The organism is Actinomadura madurae (assembly GCF_047130825.1).
Classification (GTDB): Bacteria; Actinomycetota; Actinomycetes; order Streptosporangiales; family Streptosporangiaceae; genus Spirillospora; species Spirillospora madurae.
Genome location: NZ_CP083237.1, coordinates 3351010 through 3364175 on the forward strand (window position 1 = coordinate 3351010; position 13166 = coordinate 3364175).

At 71.2% G+C, this 13166-nt stretch carries 9 protein-coding genes; 3 read left to right on the forward strand and 6 right to left on the reverse strand.

Features of this window, described 5'->3' with window-relative positions; all coding sequences use genetic code 11:
- Nucleotides 1-40: 40 nt before the first annotated feature.
- Complete coding sequence (locus tag K8Z49_RS15120) at nucleotides 41-2668, reverse strand: valine--tRNA ligase (protein WP_412519287.1); 2628 nt, start codon at nucleotides 2666-2668, stop codon at nucleotides 41-43.
- A gap of 170 nt (nucleotides 2669-2838) precedes the next feature.
- On the opposite strand from K8Z49_RS15120, the gene K8Z49_RS15125 reads away from it, so the two are divergent.
- Complete coding sequence (locus K8Z49_RS15125) at nucleotides 2839-3639, forward strand: sensor histidine kinase (RefSeq protein WP_021597017.1); 801 nt, start codon at nucleotides 2839-2841, stop codon at nucleotides 3637-3639.
- Nucleotides 3636-4292, forward strand: a complete 657-nt coding sequence (locus tag K8Z49_RS15130) for a response regulator (protein WP_021597018.1) — start codon at nucleotides 3636-3638, stop codon at nucleotides 4290-4292. Before K8Z49_RS15125 ends, K8Z49_RS15130 begins: the two co-directional genes overlap by 4 nt.
- 162 nt (nucleotides 4293-4454) lie before the next feature.
- Here K8Z49_RS15130 and clpX read toward each other — a convergent pair whose 3' ends face one another.
- From clpX to tig, 4 genes are all read right to left on the reverse strand, one after another.
- Nucleotides 4455-5729: an ATP-dependent Clp protease ATP-binding subunit ClpX gene (gene clpX / locus K8Z49_RS15135; protein ID WP_021597019.1), complete on the reverse strand. Its 1275-nt coding sequence runs from the start codon at nucleotides 5727-5729 to the stop codon at nucleotides 4455-4457.
- A gap of 171 nt (nucleotides 5730-5900) precedes the next feature.
- Nucleotides 5901-6563 carry an ATP-dependent Clp protease proteolytic subunit gene (locus K8Z49_RS15140; RefSeq protein ID WP_024935656.1) on the reverse strand — a complete coding sequence of 221 codons (663 nt, stop codon included), beginning with the start codon at nucleotides 6561-6563 and terminating at the stop codon, nucleotides 5901-5903.
- 59 nt (nucleotides 6564-6622) lie between these two features.
- Nucleotides 6623-7255 (reverse strand): ClpP family protease, encoded by a 633-nt coding sequence (locus K8Z49_RS15145; RefSeq protein ID WP_021597021.1) that lies wholly within the window; start codon nucleotides 7253-7255, stop codon nucleotides 6623-6625.
- Nucleotides 7256-7495: 240 nt separating this feature from the next.
- On the reverse strand, nucleotides 7496-9013 hold the full coding sequence (gene tig / locus K8Z49_RS15150; RefSeq protein WP_412519290.1) for a trigger factor: 1518 nt from the start codon (nucleotides 9011-9013) through the stop codon (nucleotides 7496-7498).
- Between the two features lie 295 nt (nucleotides 9014-9308).
- On the opposite strand from tig, the gene K8Z49_RS15155 reads away from it, so the two are divergent.
- Nucleotides 9309-10484 (forward strand): hypothetical protein, encoded by a 1176-nt coding sequence (locus K8Z49_RS15155; RefSeq protein WP_412519291.1) that lies wholly within the window; start codon nucleotides 9309-9311, stop codon nucleotides 10482-10484.
- 12 nt (nucleotides 10485-10496) lie between these two features.
- Here K8Z49_RS15155 and K8Z49_RS15160 read toward each other — a convergent pair whose 3' ends face one another.
- Nucleotides 10497-13007, reverse strand: a complete 2511-nt coding sequence (locus K8Z49_RS15160) for a Tex family protein (protein ID WP_412519293.1) — start codon at nucleotides 13005-13007, stop codon at nucleotides 10497-10499.
- Between the last annotated feature and the right edge of the window lie 159 nt (nucleotides 13008-13166).

Here is a 13166-nt window from a genome sequence, read left to right on the forward strand (position 1 = left end):
CCCGCCGCGCCGAAAGATCGCCCGGTCGGCGGCACCGCTGTCAGGACCGGACCGCCGGGAGCCCGGCAAGCTGCGCCTCCAGCCGGCCGATGTCCGCCTCCGCCTGGGCGAGCCGCTCCCGGTTCTTCGCCACGACCGCCTCCGGCGCCTTCGCCATGAACGCCTCGTTCCCGAGCTTGCGGCGCGCCTGGTCGACCTCCTTGCGGGCGGCGGCGAGGTCCTTCTCCAGCCGCTTGCGCTCGGCGGCGACGTCGATCGCGCCCGCGGTGTCGAGGTGCACCTTGACGTCCTCGACCGGCAGGGACGCCGTCGAGGAGAACTCCTCGCCAGGCTCGGTGAGCCGCAGCAGCGCCCGGATGCCGTCCTCGTGGTCCTGCAGGGCCGAGCCGTTCCACTCGACGCGCGCGGCGACCCGCTGGCCGGGCTTGAGCCCCTGGTCGGCCCGGAACCGCCGCACCTCGGTCACCATCCGCTGCAGCGAGCCGACCAGCTCTTCGGCGGCGCCGTCCGCCCGGCCCCTCTCGGCGGCGGGCCAGGGCGCGGTGACGACCGTCTCACCGCCGGTGAGGGACGTCCACAGCTCCTCGGTGACGAACGGGACGACCGGGTGCAGCAGGCGCAGCAGGTTGTCGAACACCTCGCCCAGGACGCGCTGGGTCGTCCCGGCCCGGTCGTCGGCGAGCTGCACCTTCGCCAGCTCGACGTACCAGTCGCAGACCTCGTCCCACGCGAAGTGGTAGAGCGCCTCGCACGCCTTGGCGAAGTCGTAGGCCTCCAGGTGCCCGTCCACCTCGGCGACGACGGCCTGGAGCCGGGACAGGATCCACGCGTCCACGGTGGACACCTCGGCCGGCACCTCGCCGCGGACGTGCGCGCCGTTGATCAGCGCGAACCGGGTCGCGTTCCACAGCTTGTTGCAGAAGTTGCGCGACCCCTGGGCCCAGTCCTCGGCGACCGGGACGTCACCGCCCGGGTTCGCGCCGCGCAGCAGGGTGAAGCGGGTCGCGTCGGCGCCGTAGCGGTCGATCCAGTCGAGCGGGTCGATGACGTTCCCGAACGACTTGGACATCTTCTTGCCGTACTGGTCGCGGACCATCCCGTGCAGGGCGATGGTGTCGAACGGCTGGACGCCGTCCATCGCGTAGAGCCCGAACATCATCATCCGGGCGACCCAGAAGAACAGGATGTCGTAGCCCGTGACCAGCACGGACGTCGGGTAGAACCGCTTCAGGTCGGGCGTCTCGTCCGGCCAGCCGAGCGTGGAGAACGGCCACAGCGCGGAGGAGAACCACGTGTCGAGGACGTCGGTGTCCTGCGTCCATCCGGCGGGCGGCTCCTCCTCCGGCCCGGGGCAGACGACCTCGCCGTCCGGCCCGTACCAGACCGGGATGCGGTGCCCCCACCACAGCTGCCGGCTGATGCACCAGTCGTGCATGTTGTCGACCCACTCGAAGTAGCGGGCCGCCATCTCCGGCGGGTGGATCGTCACGCGGCCGTCGCGGACGGCGTCGCCCGCGGCCCGCGCGAGCGACTCGACCTTCACGAACCACTGGAGCGACACCCGCGGCTCGACGACCGTGGAGCAGCGCTGGCAGTGCCCGACCGAGTGCTTGTAGGGGCGGACCTCCGCGACGATCCGGCCCTGCTCGCGCAGCGCCGCGACGACCGCCGGGCGCGCCTCGAACCGGTCGAGCCCCTCGAAGGGGCCGGGCGCGGTGACGACGCCGCGCTCGTCCATGACCGACAGGGAGGGCAGGTCGTGCCGCCGCCCGATCTCGAAGTCGTTCGGGTCGTGCGCCGGGGTCACCTTCACCGCGCCGGTGCCGAACGCCGGGTCGACGTGCTCGTCGGCGACGACCGGGATGCGGCGGCCGGTCAGCGGAAGCTCGATCTCACGCCCGACGACGCGGGCGTAGCGCTCGTCGTCCGGGTGGACGGCCACGGCGGTGTCGCCGAGCATCGTCTCCGCCCGGGTGGTCGCGACGACGATCTCGTCCTCGCCGGAGCCGTACCGGATCGAGACCAGCTCGCCGTCGACCTCCTCGTGCTCGACCTCGATGTCCGACAGCGCGGTCAGGCAGCGCGGGCACCAGTTGATGATGCGCTCGGCGCGGTAGATCAGCCCGTCGTCGAACAGCCGCTTGAAGATCGTCCGGACGGCGCGGGCCCGGTCGTCGTCCATCGTGAACGCCTCGCGCGTCCAGTCGACGCTGTCGCCGAGGCGGCGCATCTGGCCGAGGATCCGGCCGCCGGACTCGGCCTTCCACTGCCACACCCGCTCGACGAACGCCTCGCGCCCGAGGTCGTGCCGCGACAGGCCCTCCTTCGCCAGCTCGCGCTCCACCACGTTCTGGGTCGCGATTCCCGCGTGGTCCATGCCGGGCACCCACGCGGTCTCGTGCCCCTGCATGCGGCGCCGCCGGACGAGGGTGTCCTGGATGGAGTGGTCGAGGGCGTGCCCCATGTGCAGCGAGCCGGTGACGTTCGGCGGCGGGATCACGATCGAGAACGCGGGACGGCCGGGGGCGCGCTCGGGGTCGGCGGTGAACAGCCCCTCCGATACCCACCGCTCGTAGAGCCGGCCCTCGACATCGGCCGGTCGGTACTGGGTGGGCAGGTCGACGTCCGCGGCGGCCTCCCGGCCGCGCTCAGTGCTGGGCTGTGTCACGGCTGACGATTCTACGGGGACCGGAGGAGTGGCGGGCGCAGGCCGCCCGGACGGCCCCAGAGAGCGTTTTCCCGCTGCGGTCGGGACACAGGTCACCTGACACCGGGTCGCCCCACCGGCAAGGGTGATGGGCGACGACCGCCAGGCCGGGGCAGAGGGAGAGGGACGGGATGCGAGCGGTACTGGCACGCGCCGCCGTGCTGGCCGGCGCGTTCACCGCGGGGGCCGTGGCGGCACGCGCCGCGACCCTCCCCCACCTCCGCCGCCTCACCTCCGACCTGCAGCGCTCCCGCGAGCGGATCCTCGCCAGCCGCGAGGAGGAGCGGCGGCAGCTGCGCAACGACCTGCACGACGGTCTCGGCCCGACGCTGGCGAGCCTCGCGATGTCGCTGGACGCCGCCCGCATCACCCTCGCCTGCGAGCCGGAGCGGACGGACCCGCTCCTCGCCGACGTCCGGAACCGGCTGGCGACCGCCGTGGGCGAGATCCGCGACCTCGCCCACGGGCTGCGACCCCCCGCGCTGGACGACCTCGGCCTCGTCGCGGCCATCGAGTCGTTCGCCGAGGGCTGCTGCGAGCGCGTCGACGTCCGGTTCGACGGGGAGCCGGCGGGGCTGCCGGCGGCGGTGGAGGTCGCGGCGTACCGGATCGCGCAGGAGGCCCTGACGAACATCCGGCTGCACGCGCCGGAGAGCACCGCGACGGTCCGGCTCAGCCGCGACGACGCGCTGCACCTGATGGTCGCCGACACCGGGCCGGGACTGCCCGAGTCCGCCCGCAACGGCGGGCAGCAGCGGCCGCGCCGCGGCATGGCCTCGATGAAGGAGTGGGCCGCCGAGGTCGGCGGAAGCTGCGTGTTCTCGTCCCGCAACGGCGGCGGGACCGTGGTCGCCGTCCGGCTCCCGCTCGCCGCCGCGGAGACCGCCGCCGGGTATCATCGTCCCTCGACCGGAGAGGGCGGACGGAGATGACGGAGACCATCCGGGTCCTCATCACCGATGACCACCCGGTGTTCCGGCAGGGGCTGAAGGGGCTGCTGCAGGCGCTCGGGGTGGACGTGGTGGGCGAGGCCGAGAACGGGCCGGACGCGGTGAAGCTCGCGGCCGACCTACAGCCCGACGTCGTCGTGATGGACCTGCACATGCCCGGCGGCAACGGCATCGAGGCGACCCGCACCATCACCCGCACCAGCCCGCGCATCGGCGTGCTGGTGCTGACGATGTTCCGCGACGACGACTCCGTCTTCGCGGCGATGCGCGCCGGCGCCCGCGGCTACCTGCTGAAGGAGTCCGGCGCGGAGGAGATCGCCCGCGCGGTCAGGGCGGTCGCGGCGGGCGAGGCCATCTACGGCCCGGAGATCGCGCGCCGCGTCCTCACCTACTTCACCGACATGCCCGACCCGAGGCAGGCCGCGTTCCCGCAGCTCACCGAGCGGGAACGGGAGGTCCTCGAACTGATCGCGCAGGGCCGCAGCAACGCCGAGATCGCCGCGACGCTCTTCCTCAGCCAGAAGACCGTCCGCAACCACGTCTCGAACATCTTCATGAAGCTGCACGTCGCCGACCGCGCCCAGGCCATCGTCCTCGCCCGCGAGGCCGGCCTGGGCGAGTCCACCACCCGCTGACCGGCCGCACGAGAACGCCCCCGGCCGAGCGACCGGGGGCGCAGGGGCGTGGGGGCGAAGCCCCCACATCGGGGGCTCCAGTGGGTCGCCCCCCTGGGCTAACAGGTGATCGGGGCTCAGGTCCGCGCTTTCCGCGGACACACCTCCCCGATCACGCCCCGATCACGCGCTCTTCTCCCGCGGCTCGCGCTTGGGGCGGTCGCGGGGGACGAGAGTCGGGTTGACGTGCTCCAGGACGGCCTCGCGGGTGATGACGACGCGGGCGACGTCCTGGCGGCTCGGCACCTCGTACATCACCGACAGGAGCACCTCCTCCATGATCGCGCGGAGGCCGCGGGCGCCGGTGCCGCGGAGGATGGCCTGGTCGGCGATGGCCTCCAGGGCGTCGTCGGTGAACTCCAGGTCGACCCCGTCGAGTTCGAAGAGGCGGTGGTACTGGCGGACCAGCGCGTTCTTCGGCTCGGTGAGGATGTTGATGAGGGCCTCGCGGTCCAGGTTGTGCACCGAGGTGATCACCGGCAGCCGGCCGATGAACTCCGGAATCATCCCGAACTTGAGCAGGTCCTCCGGCATCACGTCGCCGAGCACCGCCGACGACTCCTCGAAGTCGGACTTGGAGCGGATCTGCGCGCCGAAGCCCATGCCCTGCTTGCCGACCCGGGACTCGACGATCTTCTCCAGGCCGGCGAACGCGCCGCCGCAGATGAACAGCACGTTGGTGGTGTCGATCTGGATGAACTCCTGGTGCGGGTGCTTGCGGCCGCCCTGCGGCGGGACGCTCGCGGTGGTGCCCTCCAGGATCTTCAGCAGGGCCTGCTGGACGCCCTCCCCGGAGACGTCGCGCGTGATCGACGGGTTCTCGCTCTTGCGGGCGATCTTGTCGACCTCGTCGATGTAGATGATTCCGGTCTCGGCCTTCTTGACGTCGTAGTCGGCCGCCTGGATCAGCTTGAGGAGGATGTTCTCGACGTCCTCCCCGACGTAGCCCGCCTCCGTCAGCGCCGTGGCGTCCGCGATAGCGAACGGGACGTTGAGGAGTTTCGCGAGCGTCTGCGCGAGCAGCGTCTTGCCGGATCCGGTGGGGCCGAGCAGCAGGATGTTGGACTTGCCCAGCTCGACCGGGTCGTCCCGGCCGGTGTCACCCGACTGGATCCGCTTGTAGTGGTTGTAGACGGCGACCGACAGGGCCTTCTTCGCCGTCTCCTGCCCGATGACGTAGGAGTCGAGGAACTCGTAGATCTCCCGCGGCTTGGGCAGGTTGTCCCACTTGAGGTCGGAGGTCTCGGAGAGCTCCTCCTCGATGATCTCGTTGCAGAGATCGATGCACTCGTCGCAGATGTACACGCCCGGACCCGCGATGAGCTTCTTGACCTGCTTCTGGCTCTTCCCGCAGAACGAGCACTTGAGCAGGTCACCACCGTCGCCGATGCGTGCCACCCAACCGTCTCCTTTTCGTGGGGCCGTCCGCCTTGGAGAATGCGGCGCAGCTGGTTGCGTCCCGAAGGCTCACGACGTTGGTTCGACGTTACCGCCTCCAGCGGACTTGGAAAGCCCCTCGCCCGGAAGTGTGACGACCGGGCTGGGGGACTCCCTCGTCCTCGTGCCGTCTCAGGACGACACTACCTCGGCCTTACGCTTCCTGCTGGCGAAGACGTCGTCGATGAGACCGTAGTCCTTCGCCTCGTCCGCCGTGAGGATCTTGTCGCGCTCGATGTCGCGGCGGACCTGGTCGATGCTCCGGCCGCTGTGCTCGGCCAGGATGCTCTCCAGCAGCTCGCGGATGCGCATGATCTCGCGCGCCTGGATCTCGATGTCGCTGGACTGTCCGTAGGTGCCCTCGGTCGCGGGCTGGTGGATCAGGATCCGCGAGTTGGGCAGTGCCGCCCGCTTGCCCGGCGTCCCGGCGGCGAGCAGGACCGCGGCCGCGGACGCGGCCTGGCCGATGCACACCGTCTGGATGTCCGGCTTGACGAACTGCATCGTGTCGTAGATCGCCGTCATGGCGGTGAACGAGCCGCCGGGCGAGTTGATGTAGATGCTGATGTCGCGGTCGGGGTCGATCGACTCCAGCGTGATCAGCTGGGCCATCACGTCGTTGGCGGACGCGTCGTCGATCTGCACGCCGAGGAAGATGATGCGCTCCTCGAACAGCTTGTTGTACGGGTTCATCTCCTTGACCCCGTACGTGGTGCGCTCGACGAACGACGGAATGATGTAGCGGTTGTCGACCGGCGTCGGGCCGCCGCCCGCCTGCACGCCGGGCCGGGCCATATCGCTGAAGCCGGGTCGGATGAGGTCGCTCATGATGTGCCTCCGATGAGTGTCGATCGTCAAGAGACGGTGCCCTCGGAGGGCACCTGGGTGGCACTGAGCACCACGTGGTCCACGAACCCGTAGTCCTTGGCCTCGTCGGCGGTGAACCAGCGGTCGCGGTCGGAGTCGCGCTCGATCTGGTCGAGGTGCTGGCCGGTGTGCTCGGCGATCTTCTCGGCGAGCGTCTTCTTGACGTACAGCATCTGCTCGGCCTGGATCTTGATGTCGGAGGCCGTGCCGCCGATGCCGCCGGACGGCTGGTGCATCATGATCCGCGCGTGCGGCAGGGCGTACCGCTTGCCCCGGGTTCCCGCGCAGAGCAGGAACTGGCCCATCGACGCGGCCAGGCCCATCCCGACCGTGACGATGTCGTTGGGGACGTACTGCATGATGTCGTAGATCGCCATGCCGGCGGTGACGGAGCCGCCTGGCGAGTTGATGTAGAGCGTGATGTCGCGGCGGCCGTCCTCGGCCGACAGCAGCAGGAGCTCGGCGCAGATGCGGTTGGCGATGTCGTCGTCGACCTGCTGGCCGAGGAAGACGATGCGTTCGCGCAGCAGCCGCTGGAACAGCTGGTCGCCGAGAGGCAGCAGGGGCGCCTCGGCCACCCGCGCCTGGATCCGCGACGACTCGTCGAAAGTCGGAGGCATGCTCACCGGGTGTTCCTCCGGTCCTTTTACTCGGTTCGGATGATTGGACATTAACGCGCGGCGGGGCCCGGTTAAGCCGGGGGACCCGGCTTTTCGCCAGGGGCGTACCCCGGGCGGCCCGGCCGACCCTCGCGTTCCGGACGATCTTCGCCCGCGCGACACCCGGTACACCGCACCCAAAACGGACGCCCCGCACCCGTGGGAACGGATGCGGGGCGGCCCGGTGCGCGGGAGGACGTCTCAGGCGTCCTTGTCCTTCGCGTCCTGCTCGTCCTTCGCCTCGGCGGCCGGGGCGTCCTCAGCGGAGTCCTCAGCAGCGGCCTCGGCCGTCTCCGCCGGAGCCGCGTCCTCGGCGCTCTCGGCGTCCTCGGCGCTCTCGGCGTCCTCGGCCTGGGCGTCCTCGGCCTGGGCGTCCTCGGCCTGGGCGGTCTCGCCGTTCAGCTCGCGCTGGAGGGCGTCGACGTCGATCTCGTTGCCGGACTCGTCCTTGACGGTGACGTGCTCGACGACGAGGTTCAGCGCCTTGCTGCGCAGGACCTCCGACACGATCGCCGGAAGCTGGTTGTTCTGCGTGAGGTACTCGGCGAGCTGCTGCGGCTGGACGCCCATCTGCATCGCCTGCGTGACGACGTACTCGCTGAGCTCCTCGTTCTCGACGCCCAGCTCCTCCTGGACGGCGAGCTGGTCGAGGACGAACCCGCCCTTGACCGCGAGCCGGGCGGCGTCGGCGACCTCGGCGTCGAACTCCTCGGCGGTCTTCTCCTCTTCCTTGAGGTAGTCCTCCTTGGACATGCCGGCCATCTGCAGCTGCTGCTCCAGCTGCTGGTTGCGGCGGCCGACCTCCTCCTCCACGACCTTGTCGGGCAGCGGGATGTCGACCTTCTCCAGCAGCGCCTCGAGGGCCTTGTCGCGCGCGTCCGACAGCTGCTGCACCTTGACCTGCCGGCCGAGCCGGGTCCGGACGTCCTCGCGCAGCTCCTCGATCGTGTCGAACTCGCTGGCGAGCTGGGCGAACTCGTCGTCCAGGTCGGGCAGGTTCTTCACCTTGACGCTCTGCACGGTGACGGTGATCTCGGCCTCCTCGCCGGCGCGCTCGCCGCCGGGCAGGGTGCCGGTGAACGTCGTCTCCTCGCCCGCGGCCAGGCCGATGATGGCGTCGTCCAGGCCCTCGACGGACGACCCGCTGCCGACCTCGTAGGAGTAGCCGGTGGTGGAGGCGTCCTCGACCTCCTCGCCGTCGATCTTCGCGGCCATGTCGATGGTGGCGAAGTCGCCCTCCTCGGCGGCGCGCTCGGCGCCGGTGAGGGACGCGAACCGCTCGCGCAGGTTGCCGATGGTCTCCTCGACCTGCTCGTCGGTGACCTCGGCGTCGTCCACGACGACCTCCAGGCCGTCGTAGTCGGGCACCTCGAACTTCGGCCGGATGTCGACCTCGGCGGTGAACGCGAACTGGGTGCCGTCCTCCAGCTCGGTCACCTCGACGTCGGGCTGCCCGAGCACGAAGATCTCGGTCTCCTCGACGGCGCGGCCGTACAGTTCCGGAAGCGCGTCGTTGACCGCCTCCTGCAGGACCGCACCCCGGCCGACGTACTTGTCGATCAGCGGGGCGGGGACCTTGCCGGGCCGGAAGCCCTTGATCCGCACCTGCTGGGAGATCTCCTTGTACGCCTTGTCGAGGTTCGGCTTGAGCTCGTCGAACGGAACCTCGACGGTGAGCTTGACCCGCGTGGGGGTCAGCTCCTCGACATCGGTCTTCACTGGGGTCGGTCTCCTTGATCGGGCGCTGTCTCGGCCGCGGCGTTCGACGCGTGCTCTTCCTCTTCTGCCTGCGAGCCCCTCGGCCTGCGCGCAGCGGGCTGCGCCGGTGCTCATCGGCCGGTCAGTCTCTCAGCGGCGCGGGCACGCCGAGATACGGCTCCGCGCCTTCGCGCGCCAAGTCTATGGGGTCGCGGCCCCGGCTGCGGACATCGGACGCCTACAAGACCGGCGAATCGCGTCAACGGTGCCGCACAGGCAGTGACATAAGGGATCCCAGCCCCCATACTCGTCCGGGATGAACGGGATAGCCGCGGCCTTCAGTGCGACCGGTCTCTACTACCTCGGGTTCGCCGTCTTCAAACTGGCGGCGGACCGGATGCCGCCTGTACGGGGCAACCGCATCCCGCACATGATCTGGTCGATCGTGAGCAACTGGATCTTCCTCATCGCGCTCGGGTTCGTGCTCGGCGGGCTCACGCTGCAGATCATCGCGCTGCGGAACCTGCCGCTGTCCACCGCCGTCCCGATCTTCATGTCCGGCGTCGTCCCGCTGCTGCTCATCGCGCTGGTCTTCTTCGGCGAGCGGCTGACCGGGCGCGAGTGGCTCAGCCTGCTGCTGATCGGCGCGGCGATCCTGCTGCTGACCGGGTCGCTCAGCGGGAGCGAGCCGATCAGCTCGGCGGACGCGCCGCTGTGGAAGATCGCGGTGGTGGTCGCGCCGGCGGTCGCGGTGCCGATGCTGATCCTCGTCCTCGGCGACCACCGGCCGGACGGCCGGCACGCCCGCCCGATCACCGGGATCGCCTACGGGCTGAGCTCCGGGTTTCCGGTGGGCACCGCGGAGCTCGCGATCAAGGGGTGGAGCGACGACGCGCACGCGTCCAGCCCGCAGATCGCCGCGACGGCCTGGCCGTACCTGACCGTCCTGGCGGCGGCCATCGGGTTCGGGATCATGGTCATGGCGTTCCAGCGGTGCCGGGTGTCGATCGTGGCCACCGTGATGACGGTCGCCGCCAAGACCTACCTGCTGACCATGGGGACCTTCCTCTACGGGGAACCGTGGCCGCAGGACGCGGCGCACTCCGCGATGCGGCTCGGCGCGCTGGCGCTGGGCGCGATCGCCGTCCTGCAGTTCCCGCGGCACCGGCCGATCCCGGAGGAGCCGGACGACCCGTCCCGCGCGAGGTCGGCCGAGGCGTCCGCCTCCGCCGACCCGTTCGGGACCTCGTCCATCGGCGGGCCCGTGCTCGGCGGGCCGCAGTTCGCCGATGCGGCCGAGGTCGGGCGGGCGCAGCCGCAGGTGCCGCCGCCGCGTTCGCCGCTCGGGCAGGACCGGCTCGGGCAGGGCCCGTACGACCCCCCGGAGGGTTCGCCGCGCCGCGCCGCGCCGCCGCACCCGCGGCGGCCCATCCGTCCGCAGAGCCCGACCGAGACGGGCTCCGACGGACGGTGGCGCGGCTTCGGCGAGTAGCGCCCCTCCGGCTCAGCGGCCCTTGCGGTCCTTTCCGGGGAGGCCCTTGTCCAGGCCCGCGCGGCGCAGTGCGTCGGCCATGGCTCCGCCGCCGGAGAAGTCGCCGCCTCCCTGGCCGCCGCCTCCCTGGCCGCCGCCTCTCTGACCGCCCTTCTGACCGCCCTTCTGCCCGCGCTGCCCGCCGCCTCCCTGCGCGCCGCGGTTCTGGCCGCCGCGCGGGTTCTGGCCGCCGCGGTTCTGCCGCCCGCCCCGGTCGCGCGGCTCGCCGCGCCGGCCGCCGCCCTGCTGGTCGCGGCCTGGCTCGTCGTCCAGCCGGAGGGTGAGCGAGATCCGCTTGCGCTGCAGGTCGACGTCCAGGACCTTCACGCGGACGATGTCGCCCGGCTTGGCGACCTCGCGCGGGTCGGAGACGAACTTGTCGGACATCGCGGAGATGTGGACGAGCCCGTCCTGGTGGACGCCGACGTCCACGAACGCGCCGAACGCGGCGACGTTGGTGACGACGCCTTCGAGGATCATCCCGGGTTCGAGGTCGGAGAGCTTGTCGACGCCCTCCTTGAACGTGGCGGTCCGGAACGCCGGGCGGGGGTCGCGGCCGGGCTTCTCCATCTCGGCGAGGATGTCGGTGACGGTCGGCAGCCCGAACGTGTCGTCGACGAAGTTCGCCGGCTTGAGGGAGCGCAGGACGGCGGTGTTGCCGATGAGCCCCTTGATGTCGTTGCCGGCCGCGTCCAGGATCCGGCGGACGACCGGATACGCCTCCGGGTGCACGCTGGAGGCGTCCAGCGGGTCGTCGCCGCCGGGGATGCGCAGGAAGCCCGCGCACTGCTCGAACGCCTTCGGACCGAGCCGCGGGACGCTCTTCAGCCCGCCGCGGCTCCGGAACGGGCCGTTGGCGTCGCGGTGCGCGACGATGTTCTCCGCGAGGCCCTCGCCGATGCCGGACACGCGGGTGAGCAGCGGCGCGGACGCGGTGTTGACGTCCACGCCGACCGCGTTCACGCAGTCCTCGACGACGGCGTCGAGGGAGCGCGACAGCTTCACCTCGGACACGTCGTGCTGGTACTGGCCGACCCCGATCGACTTGGGGTCGATCTTGACCAGCTCCGCGAGCGGGTCCTGGAGGCGGCGGGCGATCGACACCGCGCCGCGCAGCGAGACGTCCATGCCGGGCAGCTCGCGCCCGGCGTACTCCGACGCCGAGTACACCGACGCGCCCGCCTCAGACACCATGATCTTGGTGAGCTTGAGGTCGGGGTGCCGGGCGATCAGGTCGGCGGCGAGCTTGTCGGTCTCCCGGGACGCGGTGCCGTTGCCGATGGAGACCAGGTCGACCTCGTGCGCGCGGGCGAGCCGGGCGAGGGTCTCGATCGACTCGTCCCACTTCCGGCGCGGCTCGTGGGGGTAGATCGTGTCGGTGGCGACGACCTTGCCGGTGGCGTCCACGACGGCGACCTTCACGCCGGTGCGCAGCCCCGGGTCCAGGCCCATGGTGGCGCGGGTGCCCGCGGGCGCGGCGAGCAGGAGGTCGCGCAGGTTGGCGGCGAACACGCGGACCGCCTCGTCCTCGGCCTCCTGCCGCAGCCGGGTCCGCAGGTCGATGCCGAGGTGGACGAGGATCCGGGTGCGCCAGGCCCAGCGGACGGCGTCGGAGAGCCACTTGTCGCCCGGGCGGCCCTGGTCGGTGATCTGGAACCGGCGCGCGATCTCCACCTCGTAGGAACTGCGCGCGGCCGGGTCGTCGCCGGCGTCCTCGGGCTCCAGGTCGAGGTCGAGGACCTCTTCCTTCTCACCGCGGAACAGCGCGAGGACGCGGTGCGAGGGCAGCTTCGCGAACGGCTCGGAGAACTCGAAGTAGTCGGCGAACTTCGCGCCCGCCTCCTGCTTGCCGTCCCGGACGCGCGAGACCATCCGGCCCTGGTTCCACATGCGCTCGCGCAGCGCGCCGATGAGGTCGGCGTCCTCGGCGAACCGCTCGACGAGGATGGCGCGGGCGCCCTCCAGCGCGGCGGTCTCGTCCGCGACGCCCTTCTCGGCGTCCACGTAGGCGGCCGCCTCGGTCCGCGGGTCGCGGGACGGGTCGTCCAGCAGCGCCTCGGCGAGCGGTTCGAGCCCGGCCTCGCGGGCGATCTGCGCCTTGGTGCGCCGCTTCGGCTTGTACGGGAGGTAGATGTCCTCCAGCCGCGCCTTGGAGTCGGCCGTCATGATCTGGGCCTTCAGCTCGCCGGTGAGCTTGCCCTGCGACTCCACCGACTCCAGGATCGCGGCGCGGCGCTCGTCCAGCTCGCGCAGGTAGCGCAGCCGCTCCTCCAGCGCGCGGAGCTGGGCGTCGTCGAGCGCGCCGGTCGCCTCCTTGCGGTAGCGGGCGATGAACGGGACGGTCGCCCCGCCGTCGAGCAGGTCCACCGCGACCCGCACCTGTCCCTCGCGGACGCCGATCTCGCCGGCGATCCGCTCGGTGATGGGCCGGATGGCGGGCTCGGTGCCCTGGCCGTCGGGCGTCTGGCTGATGGTCGCTGTCACAGCTTGGATTCGCTTTCTCCCCTGGATGTCGCCAGTGCATTGTGCAGGGAACGGGGCCGGTTGTCTTGTCGCCGCCCGAGGACGGTAGGCCTAACCCCACCCGCCGCGGGCAGAAGAGGGGGTCTAACACCACCGAGCCCTCGCACGCCAACGTCCAGA